The sequence below is a fragment of the Acinetobacter sp. Ag2 genome (assembly GCF_001005515.1).
GTDB lineage: Bacteria > Pseudomonadota > Gammaproteobacteria > Pseudomonadales > Moraxellaceae > Acinetobacter > Acinetobacter bereziniae.
This window is the reverse complement of record NZ_LBNA01000033.1, coordinates 16,728-41,227: the sequence shown is the minus strand read 5'-3', so window position 1 is coordinate 41,227 and position 24,500 is coordinate 16,728. Positions and strand designations below refer to the sequence as shown.

General features: G+C 36.5%; 17 protein-coding genes. 7 read left to right on the top strand and 10 right to left on the bottom strand.

The features are described 5' to 3' along the window. Positions 1–585 precede the first annotated feature (585 nt). The gene (locus tag AAV97_RS04035) at positions 586–2,214 is read left to right on the top strand and encodes a long-chain-fatty-acid--CoA ligase (RefSeq protein WP_005029408.1); all 1,629 of its coding nucleotides are present in this window, start codon (positions 586–588) and stop codon (positions 2,212–2,214) included. 107 nt (positions 2,215–2,321) lie between these two features. Here the strand turns inward: AAV97_RS04035 and AAV97_RS04030 are convergent, their stop codons facing one another. Then, a complete protein-coding gene (locus AAV97_RS04030) occupies positions 2,322–4,178 on the bottom strand; it encodes a M48 family metalloprotease (protein ID WP_046759887.1) in 1,857 nt (618 codons plus the stop codon). 577 nt (positions 4,179–4,755) lie between these two features. On the opposite strand from AAV97_RS04030, the gene AAV97_RS04025 reads away from it, so the two are divergent. Then, positions 4,756–5,211, top strand: a complete 456-nt coding sequence (locus AAV97_RS04025; RefSeq protein WP_228136508.1) for a hypothetical protein — start codon at positions 4,756–4,758, stop codon at positions 5,209–5,211. Positions 5,212–5,393: 182 nt separating this feature from the next. Here the strand turns inward: AAV97_RS04025 and AAV97_RS04020 are convergent, their stop codons facing one another. Both AAV97_RS04020 and AAV97_RS04015 read right to left on the bottom strand, forming a co-directional pair. Then, positions 5,394–9,935, bottom strand: a complete 4,542-nt coding sequence (locus AAV97_RS04020) for a translocation/assembly module TamB domain-containing protein (protein WP_046759886.1) — start codon at positions 9,933–9,935, stop codon at positions 5,394–5,396. 35 nt (positions 9,936–9,970) lie between these two features. After that, entirely contained in the window at positions 9,971–12,697 is a 2,727-nt protein-coding gene (locus AAV97_RS04015) for an autotransporter assembly complex protein TamA (protein ID WP_005029416.1), read from the bottom strand. A gap of 175 nt (positions 12,698–12,872) precedes the next feature. Between AAV97_RS04015 and AAV97_RS04010 the strand changes: the two genes are divergently transcribed. Then, the gene (locus tag AAV97_RS04010; protein WP_042088626.1) at positions 12,873–14,192 is read left to right on the top strand and encodes an MFS transporter; all 1,320 of its coding nucleotides are present in this window, start codon (positions 12,873–12,875) and stop codon (positions 14,190–14,192) included. Position 14,193: 1 nt separating this feature from the next. Further along, complete coding sequence (coq7, locus tag AAV97_RS04005) at positions 14,194–14,829, top strand: 2-polyprenyl-3-methyl-6-methoxy-1,4-benzoquinone monooxygenase (RefSeq protein ID WP_004831102.1); 636 nt, start codon at positions 14,194–14,196, stop codon at positions 14,827–14,829. 122 nt (positions 14,830–14,951) lie between these two features. Here the strand turns inward: coq7 and AAV97_RS04000 are convergent, their stop codons facing one another. The 5 genes from AAV97_RS04000 to AAV97_RS03980 all read right to left on the bottom strand — a co-directional run bounded on the left by AAV97_RS04000 (position 14,952) and on the right by AAV97_RS03980 (position 18,482). After that, entirely contained in the window at positions 14,952–15,473 is a 522-nt protein-coding gene (locus AAV97_RS04000) for a hypothetical protein (RefSeq protein ID WP_046759885.1), read from the bottom strand. Between the two features lie 11 nt (positions 15,474–15,484). Then, the gene (locus AAV97_RS03995) at positions 15,485–15,922 is read right to left on the bottom strand and encodes a 2-amino-4-hydroxy-6-hydroxymethyldihydropteridine diphosphokinase (RefSeq protein WP_005029423.1); all 438 of its coding nucleotides are present in this window, start codon (positions 15,920–15,922) and stop codon (positions 15,485–15,487) included. Further along, complete coding sequence (gene folB, locus AAV97_RS03990; protein ID WP_005029425.1) at positions 15,879–16,259, bottom strand: dihydroneopterin aldolase; 381 nt, start codon at positions 16,257–16,259, stop codon at positions 15,879–15,881. Before folB ends, AAV97_RS03995 begins: the two co-directional genes overlap by 44 nt. Before the next feature lie 102 nt (positions 16,260–16,361). Then, the gene (locus AAV97_RS03985; protein WP_046759884.1) at positions 16,362–17,660 is read right to left on the bottom strand and encodes an ABC1 kinase family protein; all 1,299 of its coding nucleotides are present in this window, start codon (positions 17,658–17,660) and stop codon (positions 16,362–16,364) included. Between the two features lie 39 nt (positions 17,661–17,699). Next, on the bottom strand, positions 17,700–18,482 hold the full coding sequence (locus AAV97_RS03980) for a HesA/MoeB/ThiF family protein (RefSeq protein ID WP_046759883.1): 783 nt from the start codon (positions 18,480–18,482) through the stop codon (positions 17,700–17,702). Positions 18,483–18,731: 249 nt separating this feature from the next. Between AAV97_RS03980 and AAV97_RS03975 the strand changes: the two genes are divergently transcribed. After that, on the top strand, positions 18,732–19,205 hold the full coding sequence (locus tag AAV97_RS03975) for an Lrp/AsnC family transcriptional regulator (RefSeq protein WP_004831109.1): 474 nt from the start codon (positions 18,732–18,734) through the stop codon (positions 19,203–19,205). A 645-nt stretch (positions 19,206–19,850) separates the two neighbouring features. On the opposite strand, the gene AAV97_RS03965 is transcribed toward AAV97_RS03975, so the two are convergent. Both AAV97_RS03965 and AAV97_RS03960 read right to left on the bottom strand, forming a co-directional pair. Next, the gene (locus AAV97_RS03965; RefSeq protein ID WP_004831110.1) at positions 19,851–20,600 is read right to left on the bottom strand and encodes a YebC/PmpR family DNA-binding transcriptional regulator; all 750 of its coding nucleotides are present in this window, start codon (positions 20,598–20,600) and stop codon (positions 19,851–19,853) included. Between the two features lie 106 nt (positions 20,601–20,706). After that, entirely contained in the window at positions 20,707–21,270 is a 564-nt protein-coding gene (locus AAV97_RS03960) for a 1-acyl-sn-glycerol-3-phosphate acyltransferase (protein ID WP_005029431.1), read from the bottom strand. Positions 21,271–22,149: 879 nt separating this feature from the next. Here AAV97_RS03960 and AAV97_RS03955 point away from each other — a divergent pair. Together AAV97_RS03955 and AAV97_RS03950 are read left to right on the top strand one after the other, a co-directional pair. Next, entirely contained in the window at positions 22,150–23,256 is a 1,107-nt protein-coding gene (locus AAV97_RS03955) for an OmpW/AlkL family protein (RefSeq protein ID WP_042088622.1), read from the top strand. A gap of 456 nt (positions 23,257–23,712) precedes the next feature. Further along, on the top strand, positions 23,713–24,243 hold the full coding sequence (locus tag AAV97_RS03950; RefSeq protein ID WP_042088621.1) for a porin family protein: 531 nt from the start codon (positions 23,713–23,715) through the stop codon (positions 24,241–24,243). Positions 24,244–24,500 lie beyond the last annotated feature (257 nt).

Below are 24,500 nucleotides of genomic sequence, written 5' to 3'. Positions count from 1 at the left end.
ACAAAAAATGTATGAATTGTTGGTACTATCGTTACACTTATTTTTTAATATCACCATACTGATTCCATAAAATCATCATATGGTGATATTTTGCTAAAGTTTAAAGAAAACTAATGATGAGCACCGCATTTACGACACTCTTTAACCACAATATTATGACCAATTTCATATTCAAAACTGTGGATACACAATAATTTTCTGATTTTTTGCAACATCATCAAACTCCTTTTAGAAATCTCACATCATTTAAAGTTTCATCCTGAAACATCACTGTCTTAGAAAGACATGTGATATGTTTATCATATTTAAAAGTCTATGCGTAATAATTTTTTATTCGCCTTTAGTCGAAGACCATTATTTTTCTGTTTAAATTTTCAAATCATGATAATTTATCTAAATCATTGTTTTATATTGCTTTAAAAAATAAAAAATAGTTTAAAAAAAGATGATTTTTAAGCTTGATTTAATCTGACTTTTATATAGGATGAAATCATAGCTTCTTCTATTTGTCTTTACTTTTAATTTAGAAAGCTTTTGAGAAAATCAAAATTTAAGCCGATCAACAAGACTATAAAGGAATTTTTCATGCAAGGACGTATGATGCAACAACCATTGTTAATCAGCAGCTTGATCGAACATGCTGCACGTTATCATGGGGATACCGCAATAATTTCTAAAAATACCGATGGCACAATCACAAAAACAGATTGGACCCATGTCACTGAAAACGCAAAACGATTTGCCAATGCACTTAAAAATCTTGGGCTTCATTCAGGAGATCGAGTGGCGACAATTGCATGGAACAATCATCGCCATCTAGAATCATGGTACGCAATTTCAGGCAGCGGATTAGTCTGCCATACCATCAACCCTCGACTTTTTCCTGAGCAACTGATTTTTATTATCAATGATGCCCAAGATAAAGTGGTGTTATTTGATAAAACCTTTCTTCCCCTTATAAAAGCTGTTAAAGCACACACGCCAAATGTTGAACACTTTGTTTATCTTGGTGCTTTTGATCAAGATGTAGCAGATGCGCTTCCTGATGCTAAATTTTATGATGTACTCATCGCGGAAAATGCGGGAGATTATGAATGGCCAAACTTGGAGGAAAATACTGCAAGTTCATTATGCTATACCTCTGGTACGACAGGTAATCCTAAAGGTGCGTTGTATAGCCATCGTTCAACGATTTTGCATACTTATGCAATCTCGCTACCTGATTCTTTGAATTTATCAGCCAAAGACATTATGTTACCTGTCGTACCGATGTTCCATGTCAATGCTTGGGGAACACCGTATGCAGCAGCAATGGTCGGTTGTACCTTGATTTTGCCGGGTCCTGGTTTAGATGGTGCAAGTTTGGTCCAGATGATAGATGATTATAAAGTGAGCATTGCATTGGGTGTGCCTACAATTTGGCAAGGTTTACTTGCTGCTGCAAAACAATCAGGAAGCACACTAGAAAGCCTTAAACGAAATGTTGTAGGCGGTTCAGCATGTCCTCCTGCCATGATGAAAGCTTTTAGAGATAATTATCAGTGTGAAACAATTCATGCCTGGGGAATGACAGAAATGAGCCCTCTTGGCACTGGCAATCAGCTCAAAGCCAAACATCAAAATCTAAGTGCTGAAGAGCAATTTAAAATCCGCTTGTCTCAAGGTCGCCCACCTTTCGGTGTAGATTTACGGATTACCAATGAGGAAAATGGTACGCATGAAGTTGCTCGTGATGGGCATACGACGGGCAACTTGCAAGTGAAGGGACATTGGATCATTGAATCTTATTATGGAAAATCCGAAAACGCATTGAGTGCAGATGGCTGGTTCGACACAGGAGATATTGCGACAATCAATGAGGATGGCTATCTCATCTTGAGTGACCGCGCCAAAGACTTAATCAAATCGGGAGGTGAATGGATTTCTTCGGTTGAACTTGAAAATATTGCCATGAACCATCCTGAGATTGCGATGGCTGCTGTAATTGCTGCCAATCACCCAAAATGGGATGAGCGTCCAGTAGTGATTGCGATCAAACATCAAGGTGCACAAATCTCTGAGCAAGATTTGCTTGATTATTACTCAGATAAAATCGCCAAATGGCAAATCCCAGACAAAGTGGTATTCGTAGAATCTATTCCATTAACTGGCACGGGTAAAATGTTGAAACGTGATTTACGTGAACAATATGGTGATGTGTTATTAACAGATTAACTAAAACATCATGCTGATTTAAAGCATTAACTCAACTTAAAACAGCCCATCATCAGATGGGCTGTTTATTTTTATCGAAATTTTGAAAACTTTTTAGATCAATAAAGTTAAATGATTTGAGCGGATTGTACTTGTTTAATGTTCTTTTTTATCTTTTGATTTTCATCAATATCAAAACAAAGTAGAAATGTCTCACCAGGAAAGATCACATTTTCATGTAATGCTTTTGTAGTTTGTATGATTGCCTCAATATCCACTTTGCCGAAGCCTTTCTTCAGACTAAAACCTAAAATATAGCAAGGTATATGTTTAAGATGTTGCACCTGCTTTTGTACCAGCCAAACCTGTTGAATACCCGTATACTTTCTAAGTTGTTGTAATAAATCTTCTAATGCTTCTTGGGTCAATCCATGAGGCATGAAATGATCTCTGAAGCTCACCTCTTCTCGTTCGCTCATTGCCAACTGTTCAAGTGCGATACGATTTAACATGAGTTGTTGATACTTTTCAGCTTCAGCAGCTATGCCTTGCTCTTGATAAAATTGGTAAAGCATTTCATAAACTGTTACTTGATAAAACTCATTCAATTGAGCTGATCTTTCTAAAATAACACAACCATTTTGATCTTTGCGCTCCAACAAAAGACGACCATAGATATAATTAGCCAAAGCATTTTCTAGATCTTCCTCATATAGTTTTTTCATCAAATCAAATGCAATATCTGGTTGATGCAAAACTGTATCAGTAAGTTCTACTTGTGCAAATTTTTCATCCGTAGAGAGCGCTTCACCTTGCTCTAACTTTTCATTCAATTGTTTTAAATATTCTTTTTGTTGTTGAATATGCTGATGGTGTTGTTGCCAAACATCCAAAACGTTATTTTGCCATTGATGATCAAAAGTGGTGGTGATTTTTGACAGTTGGTCACCTAAAAGTAAATCGGCTGTATGCCCTTTTTCAGCAAATACCAACTGTGCTGTTTGCCCAATTGATTCTAAACGATCCATTAAGGATGGATGAGTATCCTCCAAATTGGTTTGTAATTTTAAAGACTGATCCAACCATTTCTTGGTTTTATGTGGTTCAGAAAATTCACTCAACTGATTAACGTATCCAAGGTATGGAGAAATTGTGGGTTTGGGCATATTTTCGGCATGCTTAAAGATGGTTGGCCAAAATTCCTCGCTTAAATAACATCCTACTACATTTACCGTAGTTAAGGTCTGTGCCACAGTTTCAGCAGATGTCAATTCTACGGAAATTTTATCAGCTTCATATTCATTTGCCCGTGCAACAGGGAAAGAAAAAGAAGCAAAATATGGCACAAACTTTTTAAAGAAGGGTCTAAAAATAATATCTATTCGACTGGCATTTTGCTCTACAAGTTGATAAAGCTGAGCCCAACGAATCCTTTGGCGATAAATCCAATTCGCTGTTTTAGCATGATTTTTAGACAAATGCCCAAACTCATGTGCGAGTACTGAAGTTAATTGCTGCACCGATAAAGATTGCATTAACGGTAAGCCAATAATTAAATAATTTTCATACCACCCAAACAGCCCAAGTCGAGGCGTTTGAACGACGGCAGCATTAAAATCATCTGAAATGAGTACATGATGAAATGAAGGTGAATTTAATTTTAGTCTTAAGTTATTAATGATTTTAAATAACTCAGGCGCATCTTTTTCTTGAATAGCGATCCCTTGAGGTTTTTCTACACTAATCCAAAGTGATTTCACAATGACATATAGGAATATCGCAACTGGAATAATGATCTTAATGGCAAAAGCCTTTAAAACCAAAATAGATAGACAGGCTAAAATCAATAAAATCACCAAAACCATAACACCAAATGCTATATATAAATTTCCCAGCCATGCCAGTATTTTTACTTTACGGTGATACGCTTTGGGATTTTCTCGTAATTCTTGCTCAAGCCGAGCAATCGTTTCTTGGCTGTACATTGTTATTGTCCATATATTCTTTTCATGATTAGATTCTTTTATATCAATGACCCAATTTTGTTTCAATTGATTTAATCGAAAACTCAGACATTAAATTCTAATACTTACTTGCTCTTGTAATGGCGAGTATAAGTAAAAAATTTCAACACTCAAACCTCAACACGATTGAGATACTTCATTTCTCTAGACTTTAATCTCCCCTATAGGCTCTATTTATACAAATGTTAGATTGGCATGATTGTAGTTAGTTATTTTGAAATATCATCATTATTTTGAATCCTATAAACCCAATTCACATCAAGGAGTTTATGTAAACCTAGACATGATCGGAAAAATATGAAATCTTGCATCAGGACTCATATCACCTACACATTTTAAACATAAACTTTTAGCCATCCGCAACAAAGCTGCTAATGTTATTTTTTTATCATTTCCGCTGTTAAAATAGAGAATAAAAACTGCAATGACAGATAAGCCAAACAACTCATTAGAATACTGTATAATTAAAGGACAAAAAAAAGAGGTGGGTAAAATGATAATCAGAAAAAGTATCTTTATAGCCGTCTCCACACTCGTTATGACTCAATATACAAATGCACAATCAGAAAAAGCAGCCAATGTTCAACTTTCAAAAATACAGCATGGAAGTAATCAATGGACCTCGCAAGTTGACTGTCAGGATGAACAAGACGCGATAAGAAATTTTCGTCATGCGAGCAGCGCAATCCGATGTTTTGATGAAAAAGGAAATAATACTGAGCAATCTATTGCGTTGGCAATTGCACGCTCATGGGAGGAAAGATACAGCAACAACAAACAAGGTACGTTAGTTACTACTGGTGAACTAAATCAAATCGCTTTGCATTATACTCGACTTGCCGATGAGCTAAATACAAGCAAATTCCACACTTATCCGTTTAGTCTAAGTAATCAATGTACAATTGCATTATACAGACTAAGGGCTTGTGCCTACAAAACAGCGGCTACAAGAAAAGAAGGTATTGCACGAGAGACAGCCAAACCTACTCCATAAAAACCAGCATCGGCTTATCCTCCTCAATCCATAGTAAAAATACATAAAATAATCATCGCTTTGACACAGTTGATCAATTTATTCCAATAAAAAGCCCAAATATCGGATATTTGGGCTTTTAAAGTTATCAGATTAAATTTCTAAAAAATCCGAGTCCTTTTAAAACAACAGCTAAGATTAAATTAGAAACGCCAGTGGTAGAACAAGTCGATGGCTTTTTCCAAAGACTGACTTGCTTCTAAGTACAAACGTTTATTCATTTGATAACGTAAAGTCAATTTATTGACTGGGGTAAATACACCAACACCATAACGAATATATAAGTCAGGTGTAATATAGCCCGTTAAACTCACTTGAGTATCATCACCTGTCCCTTGCGCATCAAAAGATAAACCACTTAGACCAAATGTTCGCCCAATCTGATTGGTAAACGCGCGCGTCCCGCCTAAGCCTAAACTGATCCCTGCTGCGGCAATGGTATTGTTCACATCAGACTTAAATCCTTCAGCATTGCTTAATCCGCTTGAACCTTCATTGATACGACCTGTAATCAACGCATTCATGGCTTCTTGGTCTGACAATCCTGCATCGTTATAAACCTGTATATTTGGACTCGAAGCTGTTCCAGTCACACGTAATCCGACTGTACTTCCCGAAATACTCTTGTTGGTATCCACATCTAATGTCGGATTTGACAAAGGTCCGTTAAAACGTGCAATCGCTCGGTTTAGATCCAGACGTTGACCATAAGCTTCCACAGTCACTTTTTGACTGACGCCAATCGCACCATTGGCACGCATTGCTGTTTCCAAACCACGTTGTGAAAGATATAAACGTCCGACTAAAGGAATACGGCTGTTAAAACCTTGGAAAATAACCTTATTACCCAAATTTACTGAAACATCAGCACGAATCGACCATGGCTGCGCAGCCTTAAGTAAAGCAAGCTGATTTTGCCCTTCTTTCACAATACGTACATCTGGTGAAACATTGACCACTGTCGCACTTGATTCAGGCATTGAAATAAGTGCCTGAGGGACATCAACCTTGCCTTTCACCGTTAACTTCTTACTTAATGGTAATGCATCAAGCTCCATATCCGTATCAACAATTGCAGTGATTAAAGGTGCTTGGCGAATCAATAATTTATCACCTGTCAAACGCATTTGTACATGTGGATCATTTTTCCAGTCGACACTTCCACTAATTTTACCTACACCACGACCACTGTTGAAAGCTCCATTGATTGTGGCAACATCTTGGCGAATTGAAGTATAAAGCTGAATATTGTTTAAGTTTACTGGCAGTGAAATCATACTGATTTCACCATTTTTCAAACGCATTTCGCCATCAAATAACGGCTTTGTCAGCGTTCCATTGATCTTACCTGCCAATGACAAAGTTCCATCTAATTTACGCACATCCGCAATAAATGGTTTTAATATTTTCAGTTGAACTTCATTAAAAGCAACCTCACCACGCATCGGTTTAGCATCAACATACGGGTTGATTACAACGCTTGCATATCCCGTTCCCACATTCGGCGCTTTCAAATCAGTACGCAATAACAAACCATCTTTGATACTCTTCGCAATGATACTTGCTTCATCATAATTCATGGATGTTGACGGATCATTTGGATCTTCTGCTGCAATACCAATTTGTCCATTGCGTGTCACCAATTTGGCATCCAATTTAGGCTGTTGCCCTTGCGCCCATGATGCTTTTGCATAACCATTTAGCTTACCTGTAAGCGCTAAACCTTCTGGCATAAATGCAGCGAAGTCATTTAAGTCTAAATTTTTAGTGACAAATGAAACATTACCATGCTTCTGACTCGCACGAACCGGCTGGTCAAAACATAATTGGCTTTGTTGACTTAACCAACAATGTTGTCCGACATACAGTTCTGATTTAGCTGAATTGAAAATAATAGGTGCATGTTGTTGTTGCAATAAATGTGCACGCACAGAGTCAAATTCGCCTTTTTGCACTTGACCCAGCCAATCATTTTGGGCATTAAACCCACCCGCAAATTGCACATAGAACTTTGAATAATAGTTCCAAGCTTGTAATTGTAGTAGATGAGCTTTACGTGTTCCTGAAAGTGTAATACCTGCGTGTTGAATCTCACGATTACCACTACGCAAAGTTTCCAATTGCGCAACCATTTTAGAAGGCACAGTTTCTGAAGTCGGTAACTCACCTTTTAAGCTTAACTTCTTGATGCTTAAACTGTCATTGAGTCTAAAATCATCCACCGCGAGATTGGCTGTCGCACTTAAGCGAGGCTGTGCCTGTAAGTTTAAATAACCATGTGCTGTACCACGCAACCCTGGGTAAAGCTCATATAATGCAGGGGCATTTAATTTTAATCTTAAATTCTGTGCATTACCTGATGCTTGAACCTGATTGCTTGCATAAGACAAAAAGAGATTATTTGCTTCAAACTGTTGAGGCATCAAACCCTTAAGGTCAGAGTTCAACACGACTGCTAAATTACCACGCCCTCGCAGCGGTTTGTTGTTAATCATCCCTGCAATATTCAATTGTTGAATATTAATTTTCTTTAAACGATCTGACCAATTACCTTGTGTTTTGACATTGCCTGAAACTTCTCCACGCACTGACGAGACAAAGTATTGTGGTTTAAAACGAACTAAAGAAGCATTGATGTCCCAACCAATACCATTGCTGATATGCACCAAACCATTGGCTAAAATTTTTCCTGCAACACCATCATGTTGAAGTTCAGAAATTTTGATCAGCTCAGGTGTTCCTGCAACACGAATTTTGAGTAAACCACTGCCTTGCTTCATTTGCGCTGCATTTAAAGCACCATCATAATTCACAGCAAAACCTTTAAAGGCGCCTCCAGCTTTAGCATCATTGAAAATAATTGCAGCTGTGCTTTTACCCGTCAATTGAATGGTTTCAGCTTTAGCCTGATCAGCAATACGTCCCGTTAAGTTAATCGCATCCAAATTAATCAACTGTTGGTTTGGTTTCGCATAGCCATTGGCTTTGATTTGCCCATTTAACAAATCCACTGGTGCAGTTGCAACCACGCTCTGTGGATTAAAATCTTTTGCATTCAACAATGCATTCCACTTCAATTGACGTTTTTCAGTCGGTAATTCAACCACAGCATTTCCAGACAAGCTGCCTTTTGTTGCCATATATTCAAAGGCTGGAATATGTAAATCATTGCCTTTTAGGTCGACCTGAGCATTATATTTACCTGCTGGCAAACTACCTTTTTCATGCTGACGTACTACAGTTGCAACATGAATATTCTGTTGCCCCTCTACAAGTGCGACATTGACTTGTCCCTGTTCACTGCTCAACCAACCTACATAAGGCACAGCGCGATCAATGTTACTCCAATTTACACCCAGCAACATCGGTTCAGGTTTTTTTCCCTTTTGTTCTGCTTGATCAAGTTTAACTTTCCACGATTCGTATTTATCAAAGTCCAAATTGGCTGTTAAATGCATACCTTGCTTTAACTCACCAACTGAAGCAATTTTTGCATCCAATGAAACTGGCAGAAAATCCTGAATCGCCTGAGGTATCACTTTATCTTTTGGATTGAGTCGATCTAAACGCCCTTGTATATCCCAATGTACAACATCATGCCAGCCGACTAAACCGGTAAGGTTGACCGCACCACCCATGAGCTGACCATTTAAGTTATTGATATTGAGCTGATTGACCAAATCAGTATGTGCCAAAGCCGTATATTGACCTTGTGGAATATTTTTACCACTAATATCTGTGTTGAGTTCGAGATTTAGACCTTTTACATCCCCTTGAAATTTTGCTAAACCATTTTTAGATAAAAGTTCTTGATCTAGCATCAATGGCCAATGATAATCTTTAAATATCAAAGCACCATTCATAGGTACATCATGTTGCATTGGATGAATGACCGCCCACCCCGTCAACAAATCTGGGGTTTTAGTTGCAACACCGGCTTTAATAGTGGCTAAAGAACCACGGGCATGGACGTAAATATCTTCAACATTTAAACTTTTTAACGAAGGTAGACGAAGAATAGCTTTGGCGTTGAGTGGATAATCCCCTTGCTTAAAATCCATGTTTCCTGTGGCATCTTTGACCGACAAATAGCCCATGTCCATTTTTGAATTTTCAAACTTCAGAGCAGTCCCTGACCACAATGCATTTTCCAAATGAATATCATTGATATCTACTTTTGAGGAACTGGTCTGAAATTGCAAATGATCCACATCTGCTTTGTCTAAACGCAAAACAAATGGCAATTTGATTTCACTGAATTTAAAAGGTTCATCACTTGGCGGACTTTTGCTGATAATTCTTAAATTATTGACATCCGCATGACTCAGATGAATTTCTTTTTCTAAAATTGCGCGCCACCCCAAAGAAATATCTGCACGATCAATTTTAACATCCACAGCAGTCAAGGTAACCAAGACATTTTTAAGAATGATTCCTTGCAGCAAATTCCCACTTTCATATTGATAAGTAATAATTTTTTGACTTGCAGCAACGCGATCTAATAAAAACTTACTGCCTTTATCAGTACTGAACATTACAGCCAAAGCAGCAATTAATAAAATAATGACCAAAAGTAAAGACATCAGAATATTACGTAATAAATTACGCTTCTTCGGGGTCATTTCTTGCTTGGGTTGATCATTTTGCTGTTCATTTTGAACATCTTGATGTTCTTCATCAGCCATAATATTTCCAGTAATTCTCTTATATTTTTAGTTAATTAAAGTTGCGAACCAATAAAGAAGTGCAAACGAATTGGTTTTGCTGGATCGGATATTCCAGATGCAACATCAATTCGAATCGGACCAATTGGTGACTTCCAACGTAGACCCACACCTACGCTATATTCAGTATCATTACTAAATGACTTGTCATAAGCATTACCAAAGTCACTAAATACTGCACCACGCCAACCATCTTTAAATTGATAATTGTATTCTAACGAGCCTACAGCTAAACCTTGTCCACCTACTTTATACCCATACTCAACAGGTGATAAACTTTTATAATCAAAACCTCTAAGACTTTGATCGCCACCAGCAAAGTATCTTAAGTTATAAGGTACTTTTTCGAAGTCTTTGGCAAAAATATAGCCCACATTCAGACCACCCACAATTTGATGGTTGTCATTTTCGCCAAAAGAATACAAACCTTTCCATTCAGCACTGGTAATTGCCATATCCGTATCAGAGAGTAATGACTGACTACCCAATTGGATTTTATAACTTTGTTTATAACCACGTGTTGGATTGACACGATTATCACTGATCGTTTTGGTTGCTTCATAACCTAACAATAGTGATTCTTGCTCTTGATCAGAGCCTGGAATCAAAAATGCGTCAGGAATATTGGCTATATCGACAGGTCCATTTTGAGTGACTCGATCTAAACGATAACGCACACCCAGAATATGTTGCCACTCTTTACGTGATCCTTTAATGATGCGGTCAACCCCAGCTACAGCAGATTCAATGACCAAGTCCATGTCATTACCAATACCATCGCGAGTTTCGCGTTCATAACCGGCAACTAAACTGAAATAATCATTTAAAGGATGTTTATAAGGAATGTTGTAACGCGCATCAATTGATTGACGAATCTGTGACAGCTCCATGTTTGCATCAAAGGAATGACCTAAGTGATTGACAATGGCGCGTCTATACTGACCACGCAAACGAACGCCTGTATCTGTTCCATAACCAATACCTGTTTCCAGACTATTTAATCGATCAGCATTTAAAGTCACAATCACTGGGATTTTTTTGGTTTCGCGCGCTTTATCCTTGAGCTGATCCTCATCAGACTCTTTTTCTTTTTGCTGTGCTTGCAGTTGTTTTAAATTTGGGTTGGCTTCTTCGCCCTGAGTCCCGGCAAATTGATTTTCATTAACTACATTCTGGGTAACTTCTTTATCTGATAGATGTGCCTTATCAGCATCTGTTTGTGCTGCAAAAGTTGATTCAGCAACATGCTCCTGATCGACCAAAGCTTGTAAATCTGCTGGCAATTCAAGTGGTTTTACAATCGCATCAGGTTTAATCGCATCTACAAGCGTGTAATTAAAATAACGTGAGTTGGTGAGATTATTTGCCAGTCCGTTGACACGCCAAGCAGTATAATCTGCACCATCTTTCCACGGTGCTAAAGTTTTTAAGATTTTTAAATCAATCGGTAACGGTTTAGAAGGGTCACTCATTCTAAACTCGACATCTTCTAATTTATAACGCTCGCCTGTTTCATACTTTAAATTAATCTGCGCTTTGTTTTGTGGTTGCTCCACTTTGACATCATGCAAACGCCAATAACTATCAAAAAATCCATTATTTGAAGCTGCATCTGCTATTCTGGTTTTGGTGGTTTCATATAAACCATGATTCAGAATATCACCTTCATCCAAGTCAGGTAATACACCAATCACTTGGAACTGAGCAAGATTTGCACCAGGACCTGTGAACTCGATGTTTTGTTCAGTAACTTTTACAGGATCATTTGGAGTAACTTTTACACCTAAATGACTCTCATCAATTTTATTAAATCTAAATTGGGCATTGTAATAACCCACAGCTTGTGCAGCCTGAACTGCAAGTGTTCGCAATTGTGGCACTGAACCATTAAAATCAGAATAAGCTTCTTGAGTAAACGTTCCGAGTTTGGCTTTTAAGTTGTTTGCCAAAACAGGAGGTGCACCTGAAACAGAGACACTGATTTTTGCAATCGGTGCGCCGTTGTCCTGTGGTCCGCGAATTTTATTGACAAGATTTCTAAAGAAACCTTTTTTAGGTTGCTCTTCCTCTGGAAGATTCGCGTTATGATCAACCAGGGTTTTCCCAGCTTCATTTTCCTGAACAGAAATTTGGTTATCTGCACGAATGGTTTGTATCAATTGATCAACATTGACTGGGGCTTGAGTGATCTCGGTTAACTCTTGTTGTGTGGCGTTACTGACTTCAACCTCAGGCGTTTTGCTCATGCCATTACGAAAATTTTGTGCTTCGGTTTTAGCCTGCTCAGCCACACTGTAAATTTCGTTTGCCATAGACTGGTCAACACTGACCGCGGGTAAATCTTCCAAGTCCTCAAATTCAATCGGTTTGAAATCATCCTGAACACCAATATTCTGCTGTTGCTGTTCAAGCATCTTTGCACTATCAAATTGTTCGGGCTGCTGTTGAGCCTGTTTTACTTTCTCATCGAGTTGATCAATTTTTTCGTTCGATAAGCCTTCTTGTCTTGCTGCCGACTCTAATTGTTCTTGATCATGTGTAATATTTACAGTACTTGAGTTTATGTTCTGACTATTCTGTGCTTGCTCTGCGTAACTCACGGGTACTGCAAAAATACTTAAAAAAACACTTGAACATATCAGTTTATTGATATGATAACGATCAAAGTGTAAATGAACACTATGTGAAAGCACAGATTTTTTAAAATTAATTTTTGCTGGCATACCACGCTCGAATGACCTAAATTTATTTGTAGAAAGATCCATGATTAAAAATCTTTCAAATACTCAAACCAATTGGTTTTACACATGATTTAAGGTAAAAACATGATACATGATTTTGAGAGATAGTTACCATTTCAACACATTTCTTATATATAACTAAATGAAGTCTTCTACAATGGAAAAAAATGAGCATATTTTAGGGACCCGACGTTTTTTACCGATGTTCCTCACCCAATTTTTTGGCGCTTTAAACGACAATGTGTATAAACAGTCCTTATTGCTCGTCATTACCTATGGATGGATTCAGCAACAATCAGCAAGTGTAAGTACCTTAAATAATCTTGCCGCACTTCTATTTATTTTACCCTATTTCATCTTTTCTGCGACAGCGGGTCAAATTGCGGATAAGTATGAACGTTCATTTTTAGTCAGAAATATTAAAATTCTTGAAATCATTATTATGCTGATTGCTTCGGCAGGTTTTTTATTGGGTAATTTGTGGATTTTACTGTTTGCTTTGTTTTTAATGGGTACTCACAGCACCTTCTTTGGTCCAATCAAATATGCAATTTTGCCTGAAATTTTAAAACCAAACGAGTTAATGTCGGGAAATGCTTTATTTCAGTCAGGAACATCCATTGCTATTTTGATCGGGATGATTTTGGGTGGCGCGGTTATATCACTCTCTCAAGGACATATGATTTGGATTTGTCTAACCATTGTCTCAATCGCTGTAGTGGGCTATATAGCGAGCCGTTTTATTCTCAAACAATCAACCACCAACACTGATTTAAAAATTGACTGGAATTTCTTTAGAACCAGTTTCGAAACCATTCGCTATGCAAAAAGTTTGCCTTTAATCTTTATGGTTCTTTTAGGTAATTCTTGGTATTGGTTCTACGGCGCGACCTACCTGACGCAAATTCCTCAATTGACCCAACAAAACCTGCATGGCAATGAAAACGTGGTGAGTTTACTCCTGACGTTTTTCTCTGTGGGAATCGGTGTTGGTTCATTATTATGCCGCAAAATTGGTGGTACTGAAGTGAATATCAAAATGGTGCCATTGGGTGCGATTGGTTTAACTTTATTTGCAATTTACCTTGCAGGCAGTCTGGCTTTTGTTCCTGAACGTACTGGTGATTTGATTTCCGTTACAGATATGTTTAGTTCTGGTGCCCCTTACTATCACGTGATGTTGGCAGTGACTTTACTGGGGATTAGTGGGGGTTTTTATATCGTTCCCCTATATGCCATGATGCAAGCATATGCACCAAAATCACATCGAGCACGCGTTGTTGCTGCAAATAATATCTTTAATGCGATATTCATGGTTTCATCGGCTATTTTTTCTATTATCATCTTAAGTATCTTAAAAATAGATATTAAAATTCTATTTTGTATTACTGCTGTGTTAAGCGCATTGTTTAGCACATGGTTATTAATTCGTTTAAAGCCATTAATCGCAACCACTCAAGTTTCTTTGGAGGACTAATATGCGTCAATATACGGGCATTGATAAATTGATTCATTCTTTTGATCAAGCGTTAAGAAGCTTAGTTCCTGGAGCGACATCTGCACAAAGAGCCAATCCATCCACTGAGACTGAAACTCAACTCGCTGTTAGTGAAGCACGCCATGTAGCAGGTTTAATGCGGGTCAACCACAGTGGCGAAGTCTGTGCACAAGCGCTTTATCATGGACAAGCACTGACTGCAAAACTTCCCAATGTGCGTCGTGAAATGGAGTTTGCTGCCATTGAAGAACAAGACCATTTGGCATGGTGTGAGGATCGTTTAAAAGAGTTGGACAGCCACACCAGTTTACTCAATCCCGTATGGTATGGACTTTCATTTGGTATGGGGGCACTTGCTGGTATCGCGGGCGATAAATACAGTTTAGGCTTTGTGGCTGAAACTGAACGCCAAGTGAGCCTTCACTTGCAACACCATATCAGTCAGCTCCCTGCTCAAGATGAACGCTCGCGTAAGATCTTGGTACAAATGAATGAAGATGAATTACATCATCGTGATACAGCATTAACTGCTGGTGGTGTAGAACTTCCAATCCCTGTTAAAATTACCATGACTGCCATTTCTAAACTGATGACCAAAACCAGTTATTATATTTAATGGCAGTATCTAAAAAAATAAGCCCTTGAATTGGGCTTATTTTTTAACTTTATTTTTGAAAATTTTAACTGTTCTAAATATTTAGCTGCTAAACAAAACCACATCTTCATTCTGATTAAATATCACTCTTGACCAAATATCAACTGGGCACTATCAGGCGCCAATTTTGCTGTTTGTACTGGTAATAAAGATGGATTTAAGGGATATTTTTTCCCATCAAATTTTAACATCACTTGCCCATGCTGATGTGTATATATAAACAGTTGCTTCCAGCCGTTGTGCATATAACTGGTCACATATACAGGTGTGTCTACCAAAGTGGTTTTGCTTAAAAACTCAAACTGCTGATTTGCTCCACCTTTAAAGACCAACATAGTACAGCCCCCAGAGCCACACCAATCCTGTCCGCTTAGAAGGACAATCGCATCCTCCACTCCATCTTGATTCAGGTCATTAAATGCAACATTAAATGTAGGCTGACCCTGAGTATAACTTTCTACTTGCTGTTTTAAGTGTATCTCACGCTGTTGCAATGATAACGAACTTGTCGATTTAGCAGGTTGCTTTTGTGGTTTTTCATAACTTGTTGTACAAGCACTTAACAAAAATGCAGCACTCATTAAAATCATAGATCGAATATTCATATGTACTCACCTTATGCGGGTAGATCAATCACAGGAAATTGATGAAGTGGATAGCTGAATCGTACATCTTGCCAAAGATCAAACATTGGGATTTTAACGTCCAAAGCCAGTGGAAGTTTTTTGGGATTAAAATGCATTGTATTTAACTCCGCTCCCCAAGCAATTAAATCAATATCCAAAGAAATATGATGAGATGGTCGGGTACGTCCTGACTCTGCTTCCATCTGTTTTAATTGACAGATCATCTGATCGACTGATAAATGGCTTTTTAATAAACAGGCAGCATTCCAATAATCTGCACCAATTCCATCACGACAAGGAATTAAATAAATTGGAGAAAAAACAGCTTCCCCCAGTTTTTTAATTTGAGTCCATGATTTTTGAAAATGATGTTGTGGTTGATTATTACTGGCTAGCGCTAGAGCGAATATCGTTTCGGTGGCGTTCAAGACGAATTCCTACAGAATTTGCTTGCGGGATAATAGCAGGCTTACGGATGGTAATCATAATCGATTCAATCGCAGGAAAGGTAGAGAAAAGCGCATTTAACACCAATTTCGCCGCATGTTCGATCAATTTTGGGGCAGCATCTTGAATCACTTTGGCTGAAATGTCACAAATCTCAGCATAATTTAACGTATGTTCAAGTTCATCAGAATTTGAAGCTTGCTCTAAACTGGTTTGAATATGCAAATCAAGCATTAAAGGCTGGATAATTTGACGTTCCCAGTTAAAACAGCCAACAACAGTATCGACTTTCAAACCTTCAATAATAATTGCATCCATGATTTTAAAATTTCTCTTATTCAATGAAAAACCCTTGCGAAAATGTATTTATCAAGACTTGTCATCAATCTTTCAAATACTTTTCACAAGGGGCGCTTCATATTAATTCTTTAATAATGATGCTGGGTCGATATTTTGAATCATCTGCAAACGTTGGTCAGCATAGATATCTGTATAGGGTGCAAGTACTCGCATAAAACGATCAAAATACAGCATTTGCTTAAACAATAAAGCAAAATCACGTGGGAAACGTATACCATGACGCTCCCCGACAGCAACCATATCCATCATGATATCGTTAAGATCAGATGGATTTGAAGTCATGATTTGCTGAGGATCAGCGAGCAATACACCACTAAATAAACGTTCCAAATCGTCTGCTAAAACGTGAGTGTCAATTTGAGTACTGGTCATACCCATTTGCAACATATTTTCAGCCATCAGTTTGTAATCGGTCTTTTGCAATGCATCCATAAATGCCATACATGCTTGCCAAACTTCAGGTTTTAACTGCCCCACAATCCCAAAGTCGATAAAGCCAATTCGTCCATCTTCTAACAACATTAGGTTGCCTGCATGTAAATCTGCATGGAAAGATTGGCACAGCATTAAACTACCAAACCAAGTATTCATTGCTGTAATCAGTACCTGCGAAGGGTCTTTAGCAACTTTTTTGACTACTTCAAAATCTGTCAGCGGTACACCATATAAACGTTGCATTGTAAGAACACGACGAGTAGAAAATTGATGATAAACCTTAGGAGCTGTTGCAGCAGTATTTCGAGAGACATTCAAATAATTGACAAAATCATCTAAATTTTTAGCTTCTTCAATAAAATCAACTTCACGAACCATACGTGTTTTGATTTCTTCAACAATGTCAGCCAAAGAAGCAAATTTAACTTTAGGTATTGCTTTTTCCAAAACCTTGGTTGCCCAATGTAGAACGTTTAAATCAGTATAAAGAATGGTTTCTACACCAGGCTTTTGAACTTTGATTACAACATCTTCGCCAGTGACTAAACGTGCAGCATGCACTTGTGCAATGGATGCTGAAGCTAATGGCTTTTCATCAATAGAAGCAAATATTTCTGACAAATCACGCCCTGCAAACTCTTGTTGCAACACACCTTGTACATAACTAAATGGTAAATAAGGGGTCTGATCCAAACAACCTTGAAACTCTTCAACATATTCACGAGGAAATAATGAGGGTGTACTGGCAATAAATTGACCTAATTTAATATACGTTGAACCTAATGATTCAAAGGTTTCACGCATCAACTTGGCATTACTGGGCTTTTCTGTGGCATATTTAATGCCTGCTTTCGCTGCAATTACAGCCGTTTCCCCAACGCGGGCGACTGAACGCAGACCATCGAGAAAGATATTATTTTTCATAATGTCAACATTAAATTGAGTTTGTTGGAGTTTAACAAATTAATCAGTGTTTGCAGTATGGCTAAGCTGACAGTTTGTACAATCTTGATCTTTTTCAAAGGATAAAATTCGTTGTTTCATTGTTAAACCATCCCACAGCAATAATTTTTGCTTGAGCGGTGTCCTTCCCAGACCGAGGTATAAAAGTGCATGATGTGCCTGTAAACTGGCGATGACATTTGGAGTTGTCGCCAATACGCCAGAGTCCGCACAACGTAAGCTTTCATTTTGCTGCTGCCCTTTGGGAAATAGGCACTCATAACAAGCTGAATCCCCTTCAACCATAAACAGCTGACCTTGAAAACCAATTGCGGAAGCACTAATCAAAGGAGTTTGAGCATGTGTACAGGTTTGATTGACAAGATAACGTGTAGCAAAGTTATCACAACCATCAAGCACCAAGTCTTGTTGTGAGATCAGCATTTGTGCATTCTGTTGATCAAGCCGATTGGTATAATGCTCTACTTGAATAAAGGGATTAATCTGTTGCAATCGTTTGGCTAATATTTCTGCTTTATAGAAACCAATATCTGGCTCGACATAGGCAATCTGTCTTTGTAAGTTACTTATTTCTATAATATCTGCATCAATCAGGCTAATTTTACCTACACCTGCGCGTGCCAATAGCTCAGCTGTAGTACAGCCAATCCCACCGCAGCCTACAATCAGGATATTGGCAAGCTTTAATTTTTCCTGTGCCTCTAAATCCCAACCATCTAATAAAATCTGGCGCGAATAAAGGTGCATTTCAGATTCGTTCAGTTCTAAATCCATATCCATCATGTACTAAAAATAATTCCGCTGTTCCCATCTGCAATATAACATTTTCAAGGTTTATCACGTAGAACATTGTAAAAATGAATCTGAAATAAGTGCTTGAACAATAGTATTTGCTCAATGACCTATCCAAAGTAGAAAGTTGCTAAATTATTTTATTTATCGCAAATATTTTTCAAGTATTATTTCAATATTGAAAATTTATAAATTTCATTCTACATTAGCTTAGAAAAAAATTTCACACTGAGTATGGCTATGGAACTTGACCGTTACGACAAACAAATATTAGAAATATTAACCCATGAAGATATCAATTTAAATGAATTGTCAGAACGCATTAATCTATCTGTGAGTTCAGTACACCGTCGCATCAAGCATTTGATTGAAACAGATATCATGACCAATCTAAAACGTGATATTAACTTCGAAAAATTAGGCTTTAAGCTACATGTGATTTTACAGATTTCACTCAGTAAACACGACACTGATACTTTTGCAAAATTTTTAGAAGAACTGGAAAATATTCCAGAAGTAATCAATGCCTTTTTAGTCACAGGGCAAACCGCAGATTTCTTGGTTGAAGTGATTGCTAAAGATATGGAAAACTACAGTGAAATTTTACTTAAACGTATTGGTAAAATTGATCATGTGGTCGCGCTACATTCAAGCTTTGTGATCAAAGAATATAATCGAGTATTTAACTGTACTGGCTTACTTAATCGTATTTAGTTGCTGATTCGTGTGCTGACGTTCTATAAGACAAATAAGGGACCTCTCCTTCCCTTATTTAGACAAAAATCAATTTTTTTAATTGAAATGATCTTAATTGTTGTTTGTTAATTTGAGTAGAAATGAATCAAACTGCACTTTATCAAGAAACTTTAAATCAATATTGCTACCGTCGATAAAAAAAATTTTTGCTTGATGAATGTTTCCTTGTATCGTCTCAACTTCCATAAACTTGATGTTTGCTGAATTAATGTATTTATCTCTATATTTTACAAACACTTTTTATCCTTAAGAATGAACCAATTTTACTGATCAACCGATCATTTAAAATTAATCAAAAACGAGACACAAGTCAAATATTTTTAAGTAAATGTTAAATATATAAAATAATAAGCTAAATTTATCTGCCTTTAAAAAGACAATTGATCAGTTGTTTAAACATGATGATTTACTCCGTAAAACGATATTTTAGCTATTTACTGTTCTCATTATTACCATGTGCTTGATCTTTTAAACAACTTCAAACGTGGCGAAAAGCGATTGATTTTATAGAGTGGTGATAACTCAATTACGGCAGCATTTAACAAATAAAAACCAGCATAAAAAAACGCACTCGAGAGTGCGCTTCTTTTACACAAATTAGAATTAATTTTCTAATTCAGCTAAAACTTCGTCGGTAAACTCAACATTGGTATATACGTTTTGAACATCGTCCAAATCTTCAAACATATCAATCATCTTCACGATGAGTTTTGCTTGATCCACATCAGAAATGAGTGCTTTGGTTGATGGACTCATCACCACTTCAGCATTGTCAGATTTCAAGCCTGCTGCAGTTAAAGCATCTTGTACATCACCAAACGTTTCTGGTGTAGTAATTACCAAGATTTCGTCTTCATCGACTTCGATATCTTCAGCACCTGCCTCTAAAGCAATGTCCATAATCTTGTCTTCTAAAGAAACATCTTCGAAAGTAATTTCACCACGCTTGGTAAATAAGTAAGCAACCGAACCTGCTGTACCCAAGTTACCATTGGTTTTAGAGAAACAATGACGAACGTCTGGTACTGTACGATTGAGGTTATCAGTCATCGTTTCAACAATAACTGCTACACCACCAACACCATAACCTTCATAAGTGACTTCTTTTAAATCATCGTTATCTTCACCACCAGCACCACGCTGAATAGCACGATTAATGGTGTCACGTGTCATATTCACTGAAAGTGCTTTTTCAACAACAGCTCGTAGACGAGGGTTACTTCCCACATCAGGACCGCCAAGTCTTGCTGCTGTGGTTAATTCACGAATATATTTGGTAAATACTTTACCGCGACTTGCATCTTGTTTTGCTTTACGATGCTTAATATTGGCCCACTTGGAATGACCCGCCATGCGAAATATGCTCCTGTAGATTGGCCTTATGCCATATCAAATTGCAGCAATTCTACCATAAGCACTTTTTTATGAGAAAGTGCTTATTTTTTAGTTTTGATGCAAATTAAGAGTTTTTTGGCTCAGGAATTACAATATCCAATCCTGTGTGCTCTTTATATAACCGTTTAATTTCTGCGAGATCCTGATCTAAATCATTTGGATAAATTTTTCCAAAAATTCCACCTTGCTTGGTTTTTGAGTTGGCATACATTAAAACAATCGGCACACCTGCAGCTTTGGCTATATGCCAAAAACCTGTACGAATCGGTTTACGTGCTTCTCCGCGTTCAGCACGAGTAGCTTCAGGTGCGATCACCAAATTGAATTCATCCTGACTTTGAAACAATTCAACCATCTGTGAAACAATATCTTTATTTGATTTACGGTCAACAGGAATCCCACCAATTTTTTCTAAAATTGGTTTCATGGGTCCTTTAAATAATTCTTTCTTGATTAAAGTATGAATTTTAATGTTATGAATTTGAAATATAGCAAGTGAAAGCACAGCATCCATCATAGACGTATGCTCAAAGCCAATAATCACTTGTTTTTTTTCAAGTACACTTTGATCCACGTCATAAGACCAACCCGAGAGCTTAAAGGTAAGTTCTCCCAAAAACTTTTTCATATAACATGTATGCCTTAAAAATTTGATTCGAGGATTGTCTGAGCAAAAGCAAAAAAAAACAATCACTATTACGCTTATTTTTCTACACTTGTATATTTTATCTTAGAACAATCATCTTTTCTTAAAGCAACCAAAACATCAATGATTTATTTATACAAATTTGAAAAGTATTAGACTTATATCTTGATCATAAGCCAATACACGACATTACAATGCAATAAATTTAAAAATGCAGTAGATTTTAAATAAATATAAACCATTGATCGACCTAAAAAATTCAAATAAAACTGATCGCTTATAAAATATAAATCTAAAGTTAAAAAACAAATACTTATATCCGTATTCATCTCCATATTCTTCATAATATATTGCTCTACATACCAATCATTTTAAAAATAGAGAAAGGAGTATCAATTATAAAATAAATCATGACATATCAGCACTTTTTTCTTTTTAAGGAACGCTTATATTTAATCCACCCCTTTGTATTTTAGCATTTTTGAATATTGCGTTAACCCACTCAATTAATTATAAAATTCACCTAAAAAATAATATAACTTAAAAATTAATTTAGAAATACTAATTTATTTTATGCTTTTTTAACACAATCAAAAAATAATTCAATTTATCAAAAAGTAAAACTATGTCACTATTTTGCAATATTTTATTTGTATAAAAAATAAACTAAAAAGTATAATTTTTTTAAATAAATTTCTGATTTTCATTTAGATATAATATTAATACTTTATTTTTCATTACTTTTTTAGTCTTAATTGCACTTATAAATTAGAGTTTTTACTCTACTTGTTGATTATTTTGTGTAATTTTAAATAACTCATTGTCAAGAAGACAATGATGATCTTTAAAAGGATGAATCTAATGAAAACAAAAAAGATGTTTCAAAAAGCCATCGTTACAACTTCTCTATTGTGTCTTACAGGGGTTAGCCAAGCTGAAGATTTTAAACGCTTTTCAGTTTCTACAGGCTGGCTACATATGACGTCTATGGGAAAAGCGCAGCCATTTAGAATCAATACTTCGGTTGGTGCGAATACAAAAGCAGCGGTGGGTGTAATTTCAGGGCAAACAATTTTGGATAATGTGGATCAATCTCGTATTGATGCGATGGACCCAACACTCATCGAGTTACTTAATACGCCCAGTAGTACAGAAGGTCGATATTTATTTGATGATTTACTCGAAGTTATCATGGCTGATGACCCCACTTTGATTGATCAATTAACAGGAATTGCTGAAATCAATGGCATTGCCAATTGGACATCAAATGCAGGTTTAGAAGTTGAAGATGTTGATACACTCGGTTTGATGTTTACCTATAATGTTACAGACAATGTTGCTGTTCAGCTGATTGGCGGTGTCCCACCTAAAGTTGATTTAAAAGGCAAAGGTGCTGTTTATGCACCCTTCACCGCAACATCTCAACCTCTTCAAGGCTTGGTTGGTGATCTATACTTAAAGAACAATCTTTTGATTACAGATTTAGATCGCTATAACACTGCTGCTTCTGCCAGAGCTTGGACACCCGCAATTCAAGCACAGTATTATTTTGGAAAATCTGGTGTCAATAAATTTAGACCTTTTGTTGGCGCAGGTGTTATGTATGCCTATTTCAATGATATTAAAATCAATTCAGGAATTAAAAATGATTTGGTCAATGCGGGGCATATGATCCAAAATATTCATGATGGTCAGGCAGGTGCTTCACTTGAAGGCAAACCATCAAGTGGCAATATGAAAGTTAAGGTCGATGCTACAGATGCACTTGCACCTATCGTCACGGCTGGATTTACCTATGACTTTAAACCAAACTGGTTTGCTACGGCATCTATTTCATATGCTAAATTAGATAATACAGCGACAATCAGTGTGGTGAATACCAATAACAATGCAAAATTAATCCAAGCGAAAACTAAAATCGAGATTGATCCACTGATCTCATACGTTGGTGTTGGTTATCGTTTCTAATTTTTAACCTATAAAGCAATAAAAATTGAAGTCATTTTTTATATTCGATAAAGGAATGACTTCAATTAGGATTTAAAAAATTGGACTCGAAAATGAATTTGCATTTATTCGCTAAAAACCTGTAGGTCAAACGCATTGGCTATCGTATTCATCTTCATACAGCGTAAATAAAGCAAAATTGCGCATAACAAATAATTTTTAGGTTTTATTAAAATACTTGAATAGTAAAATTAAATAGAACAACAAAAAACAAGATAATAGGTGAAATTCGGCTTAAAAAAAACTATTTAAATCAATAAAACTCGACTACTTATCAAGCAAATAAAAATATTAAGAACAATCATTTTTCTAAATTTGTTGCAATTTCGTGACAATACTTTCATTATATGGAAAATTTTTAAACAGATATTGATCATTAAAAATTTTAACTATACTTAACTAAACTTTGGGAAAAAGATGAAAAAATTACTTTTAGTATCAATTTTGGGTGCTCTATCAGTAACTAGCCATGCAGCGAATACTGAAATTCAACCTTATGTGGGTGCAGGTTATACATATTTAGATAATGATGTTGATATTCACTTTTTGGGACTTAATGCTGGTGTTCAATTCAACCAATATATTGGTGCTGAAGCATTTTGGAACAAATCAGTAAATGACATCAAATTTGATGAAGACTTTGAAGAGCTAGGCGTAAGAACTGATGCAGATGTTCAATATTATGGTGTTGCTTTAACGGGTAAATATCCTTTAGAAAACAATTTTTATGCTAAAGGTATGGTTGGATATACACGTGTTGATCTTGATGTAGATGCTCAATTTTTAGGTTATAAAGTATCTGAAAGTGAAGATGATTCAGGTGTGATTATTCAAGCTGGTGGCGGTTATAACTTTACCAAGAATATTGCAGCTGAATTAGCATACACATACATTAGCGCTTTTGATGGCTTTAATGGCGTGAATCTTCAATTAAAATATAACTTCTAAGTTAACAATAAGAAAGAAGGATAAATATCCTTCTTTCTTAAATCACAAAGTAAAATAAAAACGATATACATCATTCATCATACTGATCGTTTGATATGAGTTAGCGATTCAAAACATCAATAATTACTTAAATAAAATTTTTTAGGTAAATTTCGCTCAGTCAATTTATTTTATTCATCTTATAAATAATGACGAATTTAAAAGTAGCGATAGCAAGCATAATAGACGTGCTGCTTCAGTATCAAATCTAAACTCGT

Bases quoted from the DNA above. Each gene is read 5' to 3' on its own strand.
- AAV97_RS04035 (WP_005029408.1), top strand. From the start codon at position 586: ATGCAAGGACGTATGATGCAACAACCATTGTTAATCAGCAGCTTGATC.
- AAV97_RS04010 (WP_042088626.1), top strand. From the start codon at position 12,873: ATGGAAAAAAATGAGCATATTTTAGGGACCCGACGTTTTTTACCGATG.
- AAV97_RS03950 (WP_042088621.1), top strand. From the start codon at position 23,713: ATGAAAAAATTACTTTTAGTATCAATTTTGGGTGCTCTATCAGTAACT.
- AAV97_RS03985 (WP_046759884.1), bottom strand. From the start codon at position 17,660: ATGAAAAATAATATCTTTCTCGATGGTCTGCGTTCAGTCGCCCGCGTT.
- AAV97_RS03980 (WP_046759883.1), bottom strand. From the start codon at position 18,482: ATGATGGATATGGATTTAGAACTGAACGAATCTGAAATGCACCTTTAT.
- AAV97_RS03965 (WP_004831110.1), bottom strand. From the start codon at position 20,600: ATGGCGGGTCATTCCAAGTGGGCCAATATTAAGCATCGTAAAGCAAAA.
- AAV97_RS04030 (WP_046759887.1), bottom strand. From the start codon at position 4,178: ATGTACAGCCAAGAAACGATTGCTCGGCTTGAGCAAGAATTACGAGAA.
- AAV97_RS04025 (WP_228136508.1), top strand. From the start codon at position 4,756: ATGACTCAATATACAAATGCACAATCAGAAAAAGCAGCCAATGTTCAA.
- AAV97_RS03955 (WP_042088622.1), top strand. From the start codon at position 22,150: ATGAAAACAAAAAAGATGTTTCAAAAAGCCATCGTTACAACTTCTCTA.
- AAV97_RS03975 (WP_004831109.1), top strand. From the start codon at position 18,732: ATGGAACTTGACCGTTACGACAAACAAATATTAGAAATATTAACCCAT.
- AAV97_RS04015 (WP_005029416.1), bottom strand. From the start codon at position 12,697: ATGCCAGCAAAAATTAATTTTAAAAAATCTGTGCTTTCACATAGTGTT.
- AAV97_RS04020 (WP_046759886.1), bottom strand. From the start codon at position 9,935: ATGGCTGATGAAGAACATCAAGATGTTCAAAATGAACAGCAAAATGAT.
- folB (WP_005029425.1), bottom strand. From the start codon at position 16,259: ATGGATGCAATTATTATTGAAGGTTTGAAAGTCGATACTGTTGTTGGC.
- coq7 (WP_004831102.1), top strand. From the start codon at position 14,194: ATGCGTCAATATACGGGCATTGATAAATTGATTCATTCTTTTGATCAA.
- AAV97_RS03960 (WP_005029431.1), bottom strand. From the start codon at position 21,270: ATGAAAAAGTTTTTGGGAGAACTTACCTTTAAGCTCTCGGGTTGGTCT.
- AAV97_RS04000 (WP_046759885.1), bottom strand. From the start codon at position 15,473: ATGAATATTCGATCTATGATTTTAATGAGTGCTGCATTTTTGTTAAGT.